General features: G+C 72.6%; 12 protein-coding genes. 6 read left to right on the forward strand and 6 right to left on the reverse strand.

Annotated elements, in window-relative coordinates; translation table 11 throughout:
- Positions 1–83: 83 nt before the first annotated feature.
- Positions 84–3,914: an ABC transporter ATP-binding protein gene (locus ACH4PY_RS15255; protein ID WP_398181382.1), complete on the forward strand. Its 3,831-nt coding sequence runs from the start codon at positions 84–86 to the stop codon at positions 3,912–3,914.
- 36 nt (positions 3,915–3,950) lie between these two features.
- Here ACH4PY_RS15255 and ACH4PY_RS15260 read toward each other — a convergent pair whose 3' ends face one another.
- The 6 genes from ACH4PY_RS15260 to ACH4PY_RS15285 all read right to left on the reverse strand — a co-directional run bounded on the left by ACH4PY_RS15260 (position 3,951) and on the right by ACH4PY_RS15285 (position 10,612).
- Entirely contained in the window at positions 3,951–5,777 is a 1,827-nt protein-coding gene (locus ACH4PY_RS15260) for a glycoside hydrolase family 3 protein (RefSeq protein WP_398181386.1), read from the reverse strand.
- A 155-nt stretch (positions 5,778–5,932) separates the two neighbouring features.
- Positions 5,933–6,442, reverse strand: coding sequence for a hypothetical protein (locus ACH4PY_RS15265; protein ID WP_398181389.1), 510 nt, complete (start codon positions 6,440–6,442; stop codon positions 5,933–5,935).
- 57 nt (positions 6,443–6,499) lie between these two features.
- A complete protein-coding gene (locus ACH4PY_RS15270) occupies positions 6,500–7,402 on the reverse strand; it encodes a LysR family transcriptional regulator (RefSeq protein ID WP_398181392.1) in 903 nt (300 codons plus the stop codon).
- Between the two features lie 133 nt (positions 7,403–7,535).
- Positions 7,536–8,333: a sugar phosphate isomerase/epimerase family protein gene (locus tag ACH4PY_RS15275; RefSeq protein ID WP_398181395.1), complete on the reverse strand. Its 798-nt coding sequence runs from the start codon at positions 8,331–8,333 to the stop codon at positions 7,536–7,538.
- 100 nt (positions 8,334–8,433) lie between these two features.
- Positions 8,434–9,354, reverse strand: a complete 921-nt coding sequence (locus tag ACH4PY_RS15280; protein WP_398181398.1) for a GNAT family N-acetyltransferase — start codon at positions 9,352–9,354, stop codon at positions 8,434–8,436.
- 121 nt (positions 9,355–9,475) lie between these two features.
- Positions 9,476–10,612, reverse strand: a complete 1,137-nt coding sequence (locus ACH4PY_RS15285) for a LacI family DNA-binding transcriptional regulator (protein ID WP_398181402.1) — start codon at positions 10,610–10,612, stop codon at positions 9,476–9,478.
- Between the two features lie 326 nt (positions 10,613–10,938).
- Between ACH4PY_RS15285 and ACH4PY_RS15290 the strand changes: the two genes are divergently transcribed.
- From ACH4PY_RS15290 to ACH4PY_RS15310, 5 genes are all read left to right on the forward strand, one after another.
- Positions 10,939–12,090 carry a Gfo/Idh/MocA family protein gene (locus ACH4PY_RS15290; protein ID WP_398181405.1) on the forward strand — a complete coding sequence of 384 codons (1,152 nt, stop codon included), beginning with the start codon at positions 10,939–10,941 and terminating at the stop codon, positions 12,088–12,090.
- Positions 12,087–13,238, forward strand: coding sequence for a dihydrodipicolinate synthase family protein (locus tag ACH4PY_RS15295; RefSeq protein ID WP_398181408.1), 1,152 nt, complete (start codon positions 12,087–12,089; stop codon positions 13,236–13,238). Before ACH4PY_RS15290 ends, ACH4PY_RS15295 begins: the two co-directional genes overlap by 4 nt.
- Positions 13,235–14,089, forward strand: coding sequence for a sugar phosphate isomerase/epimerase family protein (locus ACH4PY_RS15300; RefSeq protein ID WP_398181411.1), 855 nt, complete (start codon positions 13,235–13,237; stop codon positions 14,087–14,089). The genes ACH4PY_RS15295 and ACH4PY_RS15300 overlap by 4 nt, the downstream gene beginning before the upstream one ends.
- 284 nt (positions 14,090–14,373) lie before the next feature.
- The gene (locus ACH4PY_RS15305; protein WP_398181414.1) at positions 14,374–16,593 is read left to right on the forward strand and encodes an ATP-dependent RecD-like DNA helicase; all 2,220 of its coding nucleotides are present in this window, start codon (positions 14,374–14,376) and stop codon (positions 16,591–16,593) included.
- A gap of 124 nt (positions 16,594–16,717) precedes the next feature.
- The gene (locus ACH4PY_RS15310; RefSeq protein ID WP_031514696.1) at positions 16,718–18,007 is read left to right on the forward strand and encodes a citrate synthase; all 1,290 of its coding nucleotides are present in this window, start codon (positions 16,718–16,720) and stop codon (positions 18,005–18,007) included.
- Positions 18,008–18,189: the final 182 nt, after the last annotated feature.

Here is an 18,189-nt window from a genome sequence, read left to right on the forward strand (position 1 = left end):
GGTTTGTTGCGGGAGGATGAAATGCGCAGCAGAGCGTGTTGGAGTCGCGGGGTGGACGACGGACGAATCGGTGGGAGGACGGCGTGACGACGGCGAAGCCGGAGACGGCGGCGAAGGACGGCCCGGAACAGGGCTGGCTCCGCCGGCTGTCCGCGTACTGCTGGCGGTACAGGCGCAGCGTCCTGTTGTCGCTCGGGGCCTCGCTGCTCGGTATGGCGGTCACCGCGCTGGTGCCGCTCGTCCCGCGGCTGATCATCGACGACGTGATCGTCAAGCACGACAAGCCGCTCGCCCCGTGGGCGTTCGCCCTGGTCGCGGCCGCGGTCGTGGTGTACGGGCTGACGTACCTGCGCCGTTACTACGGCGGCAGGCTCGCGCTCGACGTGCAGCACGACCTGCGGACGGAGATGTTCGGCACGATCATGAAGCTGGACGGCCGCCGCCAGGACGAGCTGAGCACCGGCCAGGTCGTCGGCCGCGCCACCAGCGACCTCCAGCTCATCCAGGGCCTGCTCTTCATGCTGCCCATGGTCATCGGCAACCTGCTGCTCTTCCTGCTCTCGCTGGTCGTCATGCTGGTGCTCTCCCCGCTGCTGACGCTCGTCGCGCTGGCCGTCGCCCCCGCGCTGTGGTTCATCGCCAACCGCTCGCGCCACCGCCTCTTCCCCGCCACCTGGTACGCCCAGGGGCAGGCGGCGGCCGTCGCGGGGATCGTCGACGGCTCCGTCACCGGGGTGCGGGTGGTCAAGGGGTTCGGCCAGGAGCAGCAGGAGATGAGCAAGCTGACCGAGGTCAGCCGCAGGCTCTTCGCCGGCCGGCTCCGCACGGTCCGGCTCGGCGCCCGCTACACCCCCGCCCTCCAGGCGGTGCCCTCGCTCGGCCAGATCGGCATGCTCGCGCTCGGCGGCTGGATGGCAGCGCGCGGCCAGATCACCCTGGGCACGTTCGTCGCCTTCTCCACCTACCTGGCGCAGCTCACCGGCCCGGTCCGGATGCTCACCATGGTGCTGACCGTCGGGCAGCAGGCCAGGGCGGGTGTCGAGCGCGTCTTCGAGCTGATCGACACCGAGCCCACCCTGCGGGAGGGCACCGCGGAACTGCCCGCGGACGCGCCCGCGACCGTCGACTTCGACCACGTCACCTTCGGCTACAGCGCCGAGCGTCCCGTCCTGGACGGCTTCGACCTCAGCATCGCGCCCGGCGAGACGGTCGCCGTCGTCGGCGCCTCGGGCTCGGGCAAGTCCACGGTCTCGCTGCTGCTGCCCCGCTTCTACGACGTCACCGGTGGCGCGGTGCGCGTCGGCGGGGTCGATGTGCGGGAGCTGACCTTCGCCTCGCTGCGGTCACGCATCGGCATGGTCCCCGAGGACAGCTTCCTGTTCTCCGACACCGTGCGGGCCAACATCGCCTACGGCCACCCCGACGCCACCGAGGAGCAGATCCTCGCCGCGACCCGGGCCGCCCAGGCGCACGGCTTCATCAGCGCCCTGCCGGACGGCTACGACACGGTGGTCGGCGAGCAGGGCCTCACCCTGTCCGGCGGCCAGCGTCAGCGCGTCGCCCTGGCACGGGCCATCCTCACCGACCCGCGGCTGCTGCTGCTCGACGACGCCACCTCCGCCGTCGACGCGCGGGTCGAGGCCGAGATCTTCGACGCGCTGCGCGAGGTCATGCGCGGCCGGACGACCCTGCTCATCGCCCACCGCCGCTCCACGCTGGCCCTCGCCGACCGCATCGCGGTCCTCGACGCCGGGCGGCTGTCCGACATCGGCACGCACAACGAGCTCCAGGAGCGCAGCGCCCTCTACCGCGCCCTGCTGACCGACCCGGACGCCCTCGGCGCCGATGTGATCGAGATCGACCCCGTCGCCGCCCTCGGCCGCGAGGACGGGAGGGCGACGAGCGGCGCCGCCGTGGCCGGGACGGACGGGCCCGGGGCGGTCACGCCCGAGCTGTGGCCCGCCGACCGGCGCCGCCCGGCGCAGGACGAGGACGACACGGCAGGCGCGCGCGCCGGCGCGGTCCCGGCCCGGCCGGGTGGCGGGCCCGGCGCGATGGCCGGGGCGCTCGCGGGCATGCCGGCCACACCCGAGCTGCTGGCCAAGGTGGCGGCGCTGCCGCCCGCCCTGGACACCCCGCAGGTCGACGAGGAGCGGGCGCGGGCCGCCGACGAGTCCTTCGGACTGCGCGCCCTGCTGCGCGGCTTCCGCTCACCGCTGCTGGTGAGCCTGCTGCTGGTCGCCGTCGACGCCCTCGCCGGGCTCCTGCTGCCGGTGCTGATCCGGCACGGTATCGACGCGGGTGTGCGACGCCAGGCGCTGGGCGCGGTGTGGGCGGCGTCGCTGCTCGGTCTCGGGCTGGTGCTGGCGCAGTGGGCCGCGGAATGGGGCTCCGCGCTGCTGACCGGCCGCACCGGCGAACGGGTGCTCTACACACTGCGGGTCAAGATTTTCGCGCACCTGCACCGGCTGGGCCTGGACTACTACGAGCGCGAGCTGACCGGCCGGATCATGACGCGGATGACGACGGACGTCGACGCGCTGTCCACATTCCTGCAGACAGGCCTGGTGACGGCGCTGGTCAGCGTGCTCACCTTCGTCGGCATCCTGGTGGCGCTGCTGCTCATCGACGTCGAGCTGGCCCTGCTGGTCTTTGCCACGCTGCCGATCCTGATCGTCGGGACATGGGCCTTCCGCCGCAAGTCCGTCCGCGCCTACGAGCTGGCGCGCGAGCGGGTCGCGGTCGTCAACGCCGACCTGCAGGAGCACGTCGCGGGGCTGCGCGTGGTGCAGGCCTTCCGCGGCGAGCGGGCGGGCGCCGGGCGATTCGCCCGGCGCAGCGCCGAATACCGCCAGGCGCGGGTGCACGGCCAGTTCCTGATCTCCGTCTACTTCCCCTTCGTCCAGTTGCTGTCCAGCGTGGCCGCCGCTCTGGTGCTGATCGTCGGCGCACACCGGGTGGGCGCGGGAACGCTGACCGCGGGCGCCCTGGTGGCGTATCTGCTCTACATCGACCTGTTCTTCTCCCCGGTGCAGCAGCTCTCGCAGGTCTTCGACGGCTACCAGCAGGCGTCGGTGTCGCTCGGCCGGATCGGCGAGCTGCTCCGCGAACCCACCACCACCCCGGCCGCCGCCGCACCGAAGCAGACCGGCCCGCTGCGCGGCGAGATCGCCTTCCGCGACCTGCACTTCCGCTACGGCGGACCGCAGGCCGAGGGGAACGAGGCCCTCTCCGGCATCGACCTGCGCATACCGGCCGGCCAGACCGTCGCCTTCGTGGGCGAGACCGGCGCGGGCAAGTCGACGCTGGTCAAGATGGTCGCGAGGTTCTACGACCCGACCGACGGGGCGGTCCTGGTGGACGGCCACGACGTGCGCGAGCTCGACCTCACCGGCTACCGGCAGCAGCTCGGCGTCGTCCCCCAGGAGCCGTACCTCTTCCCCGGGACGGTGCGCGACGCCATCGCCTACGGGCGGATGGGCGCCACGGACGCCGAGGTCGAGGCCGCCGCGCGCGCGGTCGGCGCGGACGCGATGATCGCCACGCTGGACGGCGGCTACCTCCACCAGGTCGCCGAGCGCGGGCGGAACCTGTCCGCGGGCCAGCGGCAGCTGATCGCGCTGGCCCGTGCCGAGCTGGTCGACCCGGCGATCCTGCTGCTGGACGAGGCCACCGCGGCACTCGACCTGGCGACCGAGGCACTGGTCAACCAGGCCGCCGACCGGCTGGCGACGCGCCGGACGACGCTGGTCGTCGCGCACCGGCTGAGCACGGCGGCGCGGGCCGACCGGGTCGTCGTCATGGACCACGGCCGGGTCGTCGAGGACGGTACGCACGAGGCGCTGCTGGCCCGCGACGGACGCTACGCCGAGCTGTGGCGGACCTTCACCGGCGAGGTGCGGGCGGCGGCGTGACCGCCCGCACCCGTGGGTACGGACCCTGGCGGCGGCTCAGTAGTCCAGGCCGTAGCCGATCGGGAAGAGCGGTGTGGCCGGGTCGTCCGCACGCGGCACGGCGACCGGCAGGCGGCCCGCCGGTGACGCCTTGCCGGCGATGACCCGGGCCACCGCGCGCATCGACACGTCCGTCCAGCCGTAGGTGGCGAGCGAGGCCGCCACCGGCGGCAGATAGGCGATGTCGTAGGGATTGCGGACGGCGACCTGCACGACCGGCACCGACGCAGCGGTGAGGGCGGCGACGAGCGCGATCTGCGCGGTCGCGGCGCCCGTCACGTTGTAGGTGCACACCACCACCACGTCCTTGCCCGCGGCCGCCGCCACGGCCTGGTCGATCAGCGTCTGCCCGGGAGCGGTGCCGGTGGACAGCGCTTGCGCGGGATGCCCGAGTTCGGTCAGGGCCCGCGCGAGGACGGCGGTGGGCGGCCCGCCGGTCCCGGACGGGGCGGCCGGGTCGGCTCCGACCACCAGCAGGTCGCGGTGCGAGCGGCGGGGCAGCGGCAGCACACCCGCGTCGTTTCCGAGCAGGGTGATGCCGCGGTCGGTGATGCGGTCGGCGGTGGCGAGGTGGGAGCGGGTGCCGACCGCGCGGTCCACCCCGGCGTGGCTGACGTACGGGTCGCGGAAGAGGCCCAGCCGCAGCTTGAGCGCCAGGACGCGTTCCAGCGAGACCGCCAGCCGTTCCTCGGTCAGCTCACCCGAGGCCACCGCGTCGAGGACACCCCGGTAGGCGACGTCCAGCAGCGGTGGGTTGAGCAGCTGGTCGGCGCCCGCCTTGAGCGCGAGCACCGGCACCCGGTCGTCGCCGTACTTCTCCCGTACGCCCGCCATGTCGAGCGCGTCGGTGACCACCACTCCGTCGTAGCCGAGCTGCTCGCGCAGGACGCCGGTGAGGATGGGGTGGGAGAGCGTCGCCGGGTCGCCGGAGTCGTCCAGGGCGGGCACCAGGATGTGCGCGGTCATGATCGAGTCGATGCCCGCGGCGATGGCCGCGCGGAAGGGCGGGGCGTCGGTGGTCCGCCACTGCTCCAGGGTGTGGGTGATGACCGGCAGCGAGAAGTGGCTGTCGGTGCCCGTGTCGCCGTGGCCCGGGAAGTGCTTGGCGGTCGAGGCGATGCCGGCGCTCTGGTAGCCCCGCACCTGGGCGGCGGCGAGAGCGGAGACCGCGGCCGGGTCGGCGCCGAAGGACCGCACGCCGATGACCGGGTTCGCCGGGTTGATGTTCACGTCCGAGACGGGGGAGTAGTTCTGGTTGACGCCCATCGCGGCGAGTTCGGTGCCGATCACCCGGGCCGCCGTGCGCGCGTCCGCGGGGCTCCCGTCGGCGCCCAGCGCCATGCCGCCGCCGAACAGGGTGGCCGGTGCGCCGATGCGGGCCACCGCGCCCTGCTCCTGGTCGGTGGAGATCAGCAGCGGTACGGGGGTGCGCTGCGCGAGGGCCGCACGCTGGAGGCCGTTGGACAGGTCGGCGATCTGGTGCGGATTTTGCGTGTTGTGGGCCCAGGCGAAGTAGATGATGCCGCCGACGTGGTATTTCGCCAGCAGCTCAGCGCCGGTGGAGACGCCGATCTCGCTCTGGTTGGCGGCGGCGTCCGCGGGGTCGGGGTCGGTGGCCGACGCTCCGTAGACCCGCATCACGAACAGCTGGCCGACCTTCTCCTCCAGGCTCATGCGCCGGATGAGGGAGCGGATCGTACGGCGCTGCGCGCTGCTGAGCGCGGAGCGGCCGCCTGCCGCCGCGGCGGGTGCCGCACCGGCGGCGAGGACGGAGCCGGCCGCGGCGGCGGTGAGCAGGGAGCGGCGGGACGGGTGATGGTGCACGACGAACTCCTTCTGACGGAGGAGAAAGGCACACTGAAGGAAATTTCCAGGTGTACACGGATAGCGTGGAAGTTTTCGCCAGTCAATGGCCTGGTCGAACTCCCGCGCGACGTCCTCCGTCCGGCCGATCCCCGCCCGGCACGCCTGATGCCCCGTCAGGCGAACTCCGGCCGTTCCGGCATCCGCTCACGCGGCACCTGGAAGACCACCGAGACCCGGAAGGACGCCACGCACTCCGGCGCTGGCTCGGGCTGGCTGACGTGCAGCTCCAGCCGGTCGCCCGACCTCAGCAGGGCCGCCGCGGTGGCCGTGCTGCACCCGGTCGGCCGCGTCCAGCCGACGAGCACCTGCCGGGTGAAGTCGGTGCTCCGGGCCACGGCGGCGAGCCGCGTCCGGGCCTGCCCGTCGCCGAAGGCCTCCGCGTAACGCTCGGCGTCGGCCCGGCTGTCGAGCACCTCGTGGCCGTCCCGCGGCCCGCGGGGCGCCGGGGTGAAGAAGACCACCTGCCCCACGGACGCCCCGTCACCCGGCACCCGGGTGGAGGCGGCCGGACCTGGCGTGCCCTGCCGTCCGCCCGGACCTTCCTGCGTCCCGCACCCGCCCACCAGGGCGACCGCCGCCGCCAGCACCACGGCCGCGGCGGCCCCGCGCGAAGTCCTCGTCACCGTCATGCCGGTGGGACGGGCCGCCCGCGCCGGCGGTTCCGTGCCCTTGGCGGGGCGTCAGCCGGTCTCGGGCCAGTGGGCTCGCAACGTGGCCACCGCCACCTCGATCGACGGCCTGCGCGCCGCGCCCTGCCGCCACAGGGCGTAGAGCCGCCGCACGGGCGCCGGCTCCAGCGGCAGCACCCGCACCCCCTCGGGTATCGCCCCACGCCCGAGCCTGGGCACCAGCGCGATGCCGAGCCCCGCCGCCACGAGCGCCACCTGCGTGCCGTACTCGCCCACCTGGAAGGCCATGTCAGGCTCCCGGCCGGCTTCCCGCAGCGTCCGCACCAGCCAGTCGTGGCAGACCGAGCCCGGAGGCTGGCAGATCCACCGCTCGGCCGCCACGTCCGACCGCACCAGCCGCTCCCGGTCCGCCAGCCGGTGGCCCGCGGGCACCAGCACGTCGCACGAGTCATGACCGATGACGCAACGCTCCACGCCCTCGGGAGCCGGCAGCGGTGCGATGTCCCAGTCGTGCGCCACCGCCAGATCCACCACGCCGCGCGCCACCAGGTCCACCGACAGATGGGCGTCCACCTCCACGAGCCGCAGCTCCAGCGCCGGGCAGGTCGCCGCCAGCTCCGCCAGGACCCCGGGCAGCAGCCCGCTCGCCGCGGTGGGGAACGCCGCCAGCGTCAGCCGGCCCGACGGCTTGCCGCGCTGCTCCTCAAGCGCCACCTCCGCCTGCTCCACGATCGCCATCAACTGCCCCGCGGTGGCGACGAGCATCTGCGCGGCATCGGTCAGCGTCACCCCGCGGCCCTGCCGTTCGAGCAGGACCGTCCGCGTCTCCCGTTCGAGCTTCGAGATCTGCTGCGACACGGCCGAGGGTGTGTACCCCAGCGCGGTCGCCGCGGCGCCGATGGAGCCGTGCGCGTGCACGGCGTGCAGCGCCTTCAGCCGCCCCAGATCGAGCATGCGTCCCTCCTCCGCTCCCGGCCCTCGCCCGGTCCCTCCCCGTCTCGGCCCGGCCCCCGCCCGGACACCCGGCGGCCGCCGGGTGTCCGGGCGGGGGCCGGGCCGAGACCCGCTCGCCGGGATCCGCCGACCGTCAGGCGGATTCCATCAGGAGCCGGTCCAGATGCTCCCGCGCGGCCCCCAGCAGCTCCGGCAGCTCCGGGGCCTGCGGATACCAGCGCTTCTCGTACTCCCAGCACAGCCAGCCGTCCCACTCCGCCCGGCTGAGCACCTCGACCGTCTCCGCCAGCGGCAGCACACCCGCACCCAGCGGCAGCGGGGTGGTGTCGTCCGCCGAGGCGATGTCCTTGACCTGGAGATACCCCAGGTAGGGCGCCAGCGCCGCGAAGCTCGCCGCGGGCTGCTCTCCCGCGAGCCAGGTGTGCATGACGTCCCACAGGCCGCCGACGGCGGTGTGCCCGACCCGGCCGACCACGCGCGCGACGTCGGCCCCGGCGCGGTGCGAGTCATGGGTCTCCAGCAGCACGCTGACTCCCAGGTCGGCCGCCACGGGAGCCGCCGCCGCGAGCCGCCGGGCGGCCAGCGCGTCCGCCTCCTCGGCGGGCAGGCCCTCGCCCCCGGGGAAGACCCGAAGGAACGGCGCTCCGAGGTCGTGGGCCAGGGCCACCCCCGCGGAGATCTCGTCCAGCACCGGCTGGTCGTCCCCTGCGGCGGCCACCTTGGCGTAACCGGCCACCGTCAGGATCTCCACCCCGGCTTTGGCGAACTCCGCCACCACCTCGGCTCTCTGACCCGCGGACAGCCCGGTGTGCACCGGACCCTCTGGGCTCGCGCGGAGTTCGACGCCGTGGAAGCCGTTGTCCGCGGCAAGCCGGGCCACCTCGTCGACGGGCAGTTCGGGAACACCGAGAGTGGAGAACGCGAATCTCATTCGCCGGACACTAGGCACCCGATCCGGCCTGGTCAACCGTGATCCGGCAGTGTCGTCCGGCCGCCGCGCGGCCCGCCCGGCGCACCGGGCAGCCGGTGGACTAGAGGGAGAGGCGCCAGTCCTGCCCCACCAGATCCTTGCCGAAGCTGTGGTGCGGCTGCTCGCTGACCAGCTGGAATCCGGCTCGCTGGTAGATCGACCGCGCATGGCCGAGCACGTCGTTCGTCCACAGCACCATGTCGCGGTAGCCCACCGAACGGGCGAAGGCCAGGCACTCCTCGACCAGCCGCCGGCCTATCCCGTGCCCGCGCGCCGACGGGTCGACCAGCAGCAGCCGCAGCCGCGCCGTACCCGGCTCCCTGTCACGCACGCAGAAGACGCATCCGGCGCGCCGCCCGTCGAGCTCGGCCATCCACACGGCCTCACGCTCCGGCTCCCGTGTCTCGGCGAAATCCGCGACGATCCGCGCGACCAGCGTCTCGTAGCCCTCGTCCCATCCGAACTCCTCGGCGTAGACAGCCGCGTTGCGCTCCACGACCCACCCGAGGTCGCCGGGGCGCGGCCCGCGCAGCGTGACCCGGCCCTTCACGGGCGCCGGGGCGTTGTCCCGCAGGATCTCCCGCACCGTCCGCATGGCCTCGGCCAGCCGCGGGCGGTCCTCCGGCGCCATCCGCTCGACCAGCGTGGCCACGGCCTCCTGCGACCGTTCCTCCAGCAGCCCCGCCGCCTCCCAGCCCTGCTCCGTCAGCTCTATCCGCTGCCTCCTGGCGTCCTCGGCGGACGGGCCGCGTGTGACGAGCCGCTGCTCCTCGAAACGGGCGAGCATCCGGCTGAGATATCCGGCGTCCAGCGACAGCTCGAGCCGGAGGTCCGCGGCGTCGGTACGCGGGGCGTGGGCCAGCTCGTACAGCACGCGTGCCTCGGTGAGGGTGAAGGGCGTGTGCAGGTGGCGGCTGTAGTCGAGCGCCCCGATGAGGTTGGTGTAGAAGCGGTTGAACTCGCGGATTTCCGTGACGGCCATGATCCGTCCCCCGTCCTGCCGTTGCGCCGGCCGCTGCCCGACCGGTCGAACCTTGACTGAGTCAAAGATATGCCCGTGCGGGAGTCGGACGGAAGGGGCCTTCGCGGCCTGTGGATAACTTTCAGGGCCGCCCCGCGACCGGGGGCGCGGTCGATCCGCGGACCATCAGTTCGGTCGCGATGGTGGTCACCCCGCCGGGCGGAGGCGCGAGCCGCCCCATCACCAGCCGGCCCGCCCGCGCGCCCGCCTCCTGGAGCGGGATGCGGACCGTGGTCAGCGCGGGCGAGGCGTCGGCGCTGAAGGGCAGGTCGTCGAATCCGGCGACCGACACGTCAGCGGGGATGCGCAGCCCCCGGTCGCGCAGCGCGGCGCAGACCCCGAGCGCGACGGTGTCGTTGGCGGCGACGATCGCGGTGACGGCGGTGTCGCGGCGGAGCAGTTCGAGCGTCGCGTCGTAGCCGGCGTTCCGGTCGTAACCGCCGTGCACCGTCAACGGGTCGTCCGCGGCGTCCTCCGCCGTGCCGGTGCCGGTGCCGGTGCCGGTGCCGGTGCCGGTGCCGCCGCTCGGCCGGCGCGGTGCGAGCCCGTGGGCGGCGAGTGCGGCGCGGTGGCCGGCCAGCCGGTCGCCGGTGGTGCTGCGCTCGGCCGGCCCCGTCACGTATCCGATGCGGCGGTGGCCCAGCGAGAGCAGATGTTCTGTGAGGCGGCGCGCCCCGCCGAAGTTGTCGAACGCCAGGGTGGTCAGCGGTCCCGTCTCACCCGGCAGTGTGAGCGGCGGGCGGCCGCACAGCACGATGCGGGTGCCGGAAGCCGCCAGGCGGGCGAGGCGGGCGCTGACGGAATCGGTGTGGGCCGGGCTGTCGACCGCGCCGCCGGTGAGGACCACGCCCGCGGCCCGCTGGCGCTCCAGCAGGGTGAGGTAGGTCAGTTCGGCCTGCGGCGATCCGCCGGTGTTGCAGACGACGGTCAGCTTGCCGCCCGGCTCGGCGGCGCTCACTCCGACCTCGGCCTGGAGCGCACTGGCGATGATCCCGAAGAAGGGGTCGGCGACGTCGTTGACGAGCACCCCCACCAGGTCGGAGGTGGCGGCGGCAAGCGCGCGTGCCTGGCCGTTGACCACGTAGTCCAGTTCGGCCACCGCGCGCTGCACCCGCTCGCGGGTGCTTCCGGCCACCGGGTAGTTGCCGTTGAGCACTCGGGAGACCGTCGCGGACGACACCCCGGCGCGTGCCGCGACATCGGCCAGAGTCACTGCCATCTCGCTGCCGTCCTCCGTCGTCCTGGTCCTGGGTGCCGGCCGGGCCTGTCGGCGGTGACCGGCCGCGCGCGCCGTGGGCGGGAGCCGGTGGTCCCGCGGGTCATGTTCTCATCCCCGCCGCCCGGACGTCATGGGGAGTGCACACCAGAGCGGCAGCAAGCGCTTTCCGCGCCTGCGGCACCTCTTGCTCGAAACGGGACTCGCGGGTTAGCGTGAGACCGAAAGAAAGCGCTTGCTGTACGCCTTGCTGCGGCGCTCGCCATCAGTTGCCGCCGTGGGCTCCGCACCGGCCGGGCCCCGCCGAACCACCGAGAAGAGGACCCCACGTGACACGCAGGACTGTGCGGATCGCCATGAACGGCGTCACCGGGCGCATGGGATACCGGCAGCACTTGGTCCGCTCCATCCTCAGCCTGCGCGAGCAGGGAGGGCTGGACCTGGGAGACGGCACGGTGCTGTGGCCGGAACCCGTCCTGGTCGGCCGACGGGAGCACGCGCTGCGCGCCATCGCGGAGCAGCACGGCATCGAGCACTGGTCGACGGACCTGGACGCGGTACTGGCCGACCCGTCGGTCGAGATCTACTTCGACGCCCAAGTGACCTCCGCACGCGAGGACGCCGTCAAGCAGGCCATCGCAGCAGGCAAGCACATCTACTGCGAGAAGCCGACCGCCACGTCGCTCGCCGGGGCGCTGGAACTGGCCAGGCTCGCGCAGGAGGCGGGCGTCAAGCACGGCGTGGTCCAGGACAAGATCTTTCTTCCCGGCCTGCTGAAGCTCAAACGGCTCGTCGACGGCGGCTTCTTCGGCCGGATCCTGTCCATCCGCGGCGAGTTCGGCTACTGGGTCTTCGAGGGGGACTGGCAGAGCGCGCAGCGACCGTCGTGGAACTACCGCACGGAGGACGGCGGCGGTATCACCGCGGACATGTTCCCGCACTGGGACTACGTCCTGCACGAGATCTTCGGCCGGGTGCGCACGGTCCAGGCGCTCACCGCCACCCATGTCCCGCAGCGCTGGGACGAGCGCGGCAAGCCCTACGACGCCACCGCCGACGACGCGGCCTACGGCATCTTCGAACTCGAGGGCGGCGCCGTCGCGCAGATCAACTCCTCCTGGACCGTCCGCGTCAACCGGGACGAACTGGTGGAGTTCCAGGTCGACGGCACCCACGGCTCGGCCGTCGCGGGCCTGCGCAACTGCCGCGCCCAGCACCGCTCGGCCACCCCGAAGCCGGTGTGGAACCCCGACCTGCCCGCGACCGAGGTCTTCCGCGACCAGTGGCAGGAGGTCCCCGACAACACCGACTTCGGCAACGGCTTCAAGGCCCAGTGGGAGCTCTTCCTGCGGCACGTCGTCCTCGACGAGCCCTGGCGCTGGGACCTGCTGGCAGGCGCGCGCGGCGTCCAGCTGGCCGAACTCGGCCTCAGGTCCTCCGCGGAGGGCCGCCGGTTCGACGTGCCGGAGCTGTCGCTGTGAGCATCGAACTGCCCGACGAGTCAGGGACGACCCACACCTATGTGCCGCGCGCGGAAGCCGTCGCCATGGTGACGGATCTGCCGCTGCGCAGCCGTGTCGTCTACTCGGCCGCGCATGTGGTCGCCGATCCGCTGCGTGCCGCGGCCGACGCGCCCGCGGCGGTGGACTGGGACGCGACGCTCGCCTTCCGGCGCCATCTGTGGGCGCACGGTCTCGGCGTCGCAGAGGCCATGGACACCGCCCAGCGGGGTATGGGCCTGGACTGGGCCGGTGCCGCCGAGCTGATCCGCCGGTCGGCGGCCGAGGCGCACTCGGTGGGCGGCCGGATCGCCTGCGGGGTCGGCACCGACCAGCTGACCGGCCCCGCCACCCTGGCCGAGGTGACGGCCGCCTACGAGGAGCAGCTCGCGCTCGTGGAGGCCGCCGGGGCGCAGGCGGTGCTGATGGCCTCACGGGCGCTGGCGGCGGTCGCCCAGGGCCCGGACGACTACCTGAGGGTGTACGGGCACCTGCTGCGGCAGTCCGCCGAACCGGTGTTCCTGCACTGGCTCGGACCGATGTTCGACCCGGCGCTCGACGGCTACTGGGGCAGCGCCGACCTGGACGCGGCGACCGAGACCTTCCTCGAGGTCATCGCGGCGCATCCGGACAAGGTCGACGGCGTGAAGATCTCACTGCTGGACGCGCGGCGGGAGGTGGAACTGCGCCGCAGGCTGCCCGGCGGGGTGCGCTGCTACACCGGCGACGACTTCAACTACCCCGAACTGATCGCCGGGGACGAGCAGGGCTTCAGCCACGCGCTGCTCGGTATCTTCGACCCGCTGGCGCCGCTGGCCTCGGCGGCGGTCAGCGTCCTGGACACGGGGGACACCGACGGATTCCGCCGGATCCTGGACCCGACCGTCGAGCTGTCGCGCCACCTGTTCTGCGCGCCGACGCGCTTCTACAAGACGGGCGTGGTGCTGCTCGCCTGGCTGGCAGGCCACCAGCAGCACTTCACCATGGTCGGCGGGCTGCAGTCGGCGCGCTCGCTGCCGCACCTGGCCCGCGCCTACGAACTCGCCGACCGGGTCGGGCTCTTCCCCGATCCCGCGCTCGCGGAGGACCGGATGCGCCGACTGCTGACCCTGCACGGAGTGGACGCATGACCGACTCCGGAGGGACGCAGACGCGCGACCTGGCGCGGCTGAGCATCAACCAGGAGACCGTCAAGCAGTGGTCGCTGCCGGAGCTGGCCGAGGGATGCCTGGCCGCGGGCATCGGCAAGGTCGGGCTGTGGCGCGCCCCGGTGCAGGAGTACGGCGTGGAACGCGCCGCACGCCTGATGCGGGACAGCGGGCTGACGGTGACCTCGCTGTGCCGCGGGGGCTTCTTCACCGCGGCGGACGCAGAACCGCGCGCCAAGGCGCTGGACGACAACCGTGCGGCGATCGACGAGGCCGCCGCGCTGGGAACCGGCACGCTCGTGCTGGTGTCCGGGGGGCTGCCGGCGGGCGACCGGGACATCGCGGCGGCGCGCGAGCGGGTCGCCGACGCACTCGCGGAGCTCGCCCCGTACGCCGGAGAGCGCGGGGTGCGGCTGGCGATCGAGCCGCTGCACCCGATGTACGCCTCCGACAGGTGCGTGATTTCCACCCTCGGCCAGGCGCTGGAGATCGCCGAGCGCTTCCCCGCCGACCAGGTCGGTGTCGTCGTCGACACCTACCATCTGTGGTGGGACGACCAGGCGCCCGCGCACACCCGGCGGGCCGGGGAGGGCGGCAGGATCGCGGCCTTCCAGCTCGCCGACTGGGTGACCCCGCTCCCCGAGGGAGTGCTCCTGGGGCGCGGCCAGCTCGGCGACGGGTGCATCGACCTGCGCGGGTGGCGGGAGACGGTGGACGCGGCCGGCTACCGGGGACCCGTGGAGGTGGAGATCTTCAACCCGGCACTGTGGGCGCGCGAGGGCGACGAGGTCGTCGCGGAGATCGCCGAGAGGTACGTGGCGCACGTCAGCTGAAAAAATCTTGAGAAGTATGGCTGCCGTAGGACAACCCTGACGGCCGGTGACATGTCGTATAGGGCGTCACGGCTTCCGGGAAGGCTTCCGGGCGGCCGTGAGGGTAATGCGCCCGAGGGGGGCTTCGGGGGTGGGAACGGGAGCGGGGCCAGGCTGAGCCTGGCCCCGCTCCCGTCTTTTCCGTGCGGGGCCGCCTCCCCGCGCGGTTGTCCACAGGTTGCGAACGCGGTGTCCCTGCCTGCCGGTACCGTCGGATCTGATCGTCTCCGGGGAGGGAGGTCGGCATGACGGACAGGCCACTCGCGGTGCTGGAAGGTGTCCTGGAGAGGATCACCTACGCCAACGAGGACAACGGCTACACGGTCGCCCGGGTGGACACCGGCCGCGGCTCGGGCGACCTGCTGACGGTCGTGGGCGCACTGCTCGGCGCCCAGCCCGGCGAGTCCCTGCGGATGCACGGCCGCTGGGGCTCCCATCCGCAGTACGGCAAGCAGTTCACCGTGGAGAACTACACGACGGTGCTGCCCGCCACCGTCCAGGGGATACGCCGCTACCTCGGCTCCGGGCTGATCAAGGGCATCGGCCCGCGGACCGCCGAGCGGATCGTGGACCACTTCGGTGTCAGCACACTGGAGGTCATCGAGGGCGAGCCGAAGCGGCTCATCGAGGTGCCCGGCCTCGGGCCCAAGCGGACCAGGAAGATCGAGGTCGCGTGGGAGGAGCAGAAGGCCATCAAGGAGGTGATGGTCTTCCTCCAGGGCGTGGGGGTGTCCACCTCCATCGCCGTCCGGATCTACAAGGAGTACGGGGACGGGTCCGTCTCCGTCGTGAAGGGGCAGCCCTACCGGCTGGCGGCCGAGGTGTGGGGCATCGGCTTCCTGACCGCGGACCGGATCGCCCAGGCCGTCGGCATCCCGCACGACAGCCCGGAGCGGGTGAAGGCCGGTCTGCAGTACGCGCTGTCGCAGGCCACCGACGGGGGCAACTGCTTCCTGCCCCAGGAGCGGCTGATCGCCGACGCCGTGAAGCTGCTCCAGGTCGACACCGGCCTGGTGATCGACTGCCTGGGCGAGCTGGCCGACGAGGAGGGCGTGGTCCGCGAGAGCGTCCCCGCCCCGGACGGGGACGGGGAGCCGGTCACGGCCGTCTACCTGGTGCCCTTCCACCGCGCCGAGATCGCGCTGGCCGCGCAGGTGGTCCGGCTGCTGCGCGGGCCGGAGGAGCGGCTGCCGGCGTTCCGGGAGGTCGACTGGGACAAGGCGCTGTCCTGGCTGGCCGGGCACACGGGCGCGGATCTCGCCCCCGAGCAGCAGCAGGCGGTCCGGCTCGCGCTGACGGAGAAGGTGGCCGTCCTGACCGGCGGCCCGGGCTGCGGCAAGTCCTTCACGGTGCGCTCCGTGGTGGCGCTGGCGCGGGCCAAGAAGGCGAAGGTGGTGCTGGCGGCGCCGACCGGGCGCGCGGCCAAGCGCCTGGCGGAGCTGACCGGGGCGGAGGCGTCCACCGTCCACCGCCTGCTGGAGCTGAAACCCGGCGGCGACGCCGCGTACGACCGCGACCGCCCGCTGGACGCGGATCTCGTGGTCGTCGACGAGGCGTCCATGCTGGACCTGCTGCTGGCGAACAAGCTGGTCAAGGCGGTGCCCCCGGGCGCGCACCTGCTCTTCGTGGGGGATGTCGACCAGCTGCCCAGCGTCGGTGCCGGAGAGGTGCTGCGGGATCTGCTGGCTCCGGACAGCCCGGTGCCGGCGGTGCGGCTGACCAGGATCTTCCGGCAGGCCCAGCAGTCGGGGGTGGTCACCAACGCGCACCGCATCAATTCCGGGCTGCCGCCGGTGACGCAGGGCCTGCCGGACTTCTTCCTCTTCGCCGAGGAGGACGCGGAGGAGGCGGGCCGGCTGACCGTCGACGTCGTCGCCCGTCGCATTCCGGCCAGGTTCGGGCTGGATCCGCGGCGCGACATCCAGGTACTCACCCCGATGCACCGCGGCCCGGCAGGGGCCGGGACGCTCAACGGACTGCTCCAGCAGGCCGTCACCCCGGCCCGTCCCGACCTGCCCGAGCGCCGGTTCGGCGGCCGGACGTTCCGTGTGGGCGACAAGGTGACCCAGATCCGTAACAATTATGACAAAGGCGCCAACGGTGTCTTCAACGGCACGGTGGGCGTGGTCACGGCCCTGGACGCCGTCGAGCAGCGGCTCACCGTGCGCACCGACGAGGACGAGGAGGTCGGCTACGACTTCGACGAGCTGGACGAGCTGGCCCACGCCTACGCCGTGACCATCCACCGCTCCCAGGGCAGCGAGTACCCGGCGGTGGTGATCCCGGTCACCACGAGCGCCTGGATGATGCTCCAGCGGAATCTGCTCTACACCGCGGTCACCAGGGCGAAACGCCTGGTCGTCCTCGTCGGCTCCCGGCGGGCGATCGGGCAGGCGGTACGCACGGTCTCGGCAGGCCGACGCTTCACGGCTCTCGACCACCGGCTGTCCAGGGGCGCAAAATAGGCACTCCGTGCCACTTTTCGGCCCGATGGCCGACCCCGAGTGCACGCGCCAGTGCCAAATGGGGGACAGTGGACGTAGTCAGGGCACCTCGAAGAAGAGGCAAAACCGTCGGTGAGGGAATGACGTGAGCGACAACTCTGTAGTACTGCGGTATGGGGACAGCGAGCACAGCTACCCGGTGGTTGAGAGCACTGTCGGTGACAAGGGCTTCGACATCGGCAAGCTGCGCGCCGACACGGGCCTGGTGACACTGGACAGCGGTTACGGCAACACCGCGGCCTACAAGTCCGCGATCACCTTCCTCGACGGCGAGGAAGGCATCCTGCGCTACCGGGGCTACCCGATCGAGCAGCTCGCCGAGCGCGGCACCTTCCTGGAGACCGCCTACCTGCTGATCAACGGCGAGCTGCCGACGGTCGACGAGCTGGCGGAGTTCAAGGGCCAGATCACCCAGCACACCCTGCTGCACGAAGACGTCAAACGGTTCTACGACGGCTTCCCGCGCGACGCCCACCCGATGGCCATGCTGTCGTCCGTGGTCAGCGCGCTGTCGACGTTCTACCAGGACAGCCACAACCCGTTCGACCCCGAGCAGCGGTACCTGTCCACGATCCGGCTGCTCGCCAAGCTGCCGACGATCGCGGCGTACGCGTACAAGAAGTCCGTCGGACAGCCGGTGGTCTACCCGCGCAACGACCTCGGCTACGTCGAGAACTTCCTCCGGATGACGTTCTCCGTCCCCGCCGAGGAGTACGAGCTCGACCCGGTCGTCGTCAGCGCGCTGGACAAGCTGTTCATCCTGCACGCCGACCACGAGCAGAACTGCTCGACGTCCACCGTCCGCCTGGTGGGCTCGTCGCAGGCGAACCTGTTCGCCTCGATCTCGGCCGGCATCAGCGCCCTGTGGGGCCCGCTGCACGGCGGTGCCAACCAGTCGGTGCTGGAGATGCTGGAAGGCATCCAGGCCACCGGCGGCGACGTGGACTCCTTCATCCGCAAGGTGAAGAACAAGGAGGACGGCGTCAAGCTGATGGGCTTCGGCCACCGGGTCTACAAGAACTTCGACCCCCGGGCGAAGATCATCAAGGCCGCGGCGCACGACGTCCTCTCGGCGCTCGGCAAGTCCGACGAGCTGCTCGACATCGCGCTCAAGCTCGAGGAGCACGCGCTCAGCGACGACTACTTCGTGTCGCGCAAGCTCTACCCGAACGTGGACTTCTACACCGGCCTGATCTACCGCGCGATGGGCTTCCCGACCAGCATGTTCACCGTGCTGTTCGCCATCGGCCGACTGCCCGGCTGGATCGCCCAGTGGCACGAGATGATCAAGGAGCCCGGTTCCCGGATCGGCCGTCCGCGGCAGATCTACACCGGCGTCGAGATCCGCGACTACGTCTCGGTCGAGGCCCGCTGACGCTCGGCGTCCGCCGCGCGCCCCGGACGTACGCCTCGGCGTCGTCCGGCGCGCGCACCCCGTACGAAGCAGTACAAGGAAGCGCCCCGCGCAGGATCCCCCCACGGGTCCGGCACGGGGCGCTCCCGTTCCCCGGAACGGATCCCCCCACGGGTCCGACCGGGCGTTCATCGGCGGCTGTG

The sequence above is a fragment of the Streptomyces sp. NPDC021224 genome (assembly GCF_044332905.1).
In the GTDB taxonomy this organism is placed as follows: Bacteria; Actinomycetota; Actinomycetes; order Streptomycetales; family Streptomycetaceae; genus Actinacidiphila.

Excerpts from the sequence above, each read along its gene's own strand:
- ACH4PY_RS15270 (WP_398181392.1), bottom strand. The coding sequence starts at position 7,402 with ATGCTCGATCTGGGGCGGCTGAAGGCGCTGCACGCCGTGCACGCGCAC.
- ACH4PY_RS15275 (WP_398181395.1), bottom strand. The coding sequence starts at position 8,333 with ATGAGATTCGCGTTCTCCACTCTCGGTGTTCCCGAACTGCCCGTCGAC.
- ACH4PY_RS15280 (WP_398181398.1), bottom strand. The coding sequence starts at position 9,354 with ATGGCCGTCACGGAAATCCGCGAGTTCAACCGCTTCTACACCAACCTC.
- ACH4PY_RS15285 (WP_398181402.1), bottom strand. The coding sequence starts at position 10,612 with ATGGCAGTGACTCTGGCCGATGTCGCGGCACGCGCCGGGGTGTCGTCC.
- ACH4PY_RS15300 (WP_398181411.1), top strand. The coding sequence starts at position 13,235 with ATGACCGACTCCGGAGGGACGCAGACGCGCGACCTGGCGCGGCTGAGC.
- ACH4PY_RS15305 (WP_398181414.1), top strand. The coding sequence starts at position 14,374 with ATGACGGACAGGCCACTCGCGGTGCTGGAAGGTGTCCTGGAGAGGATC.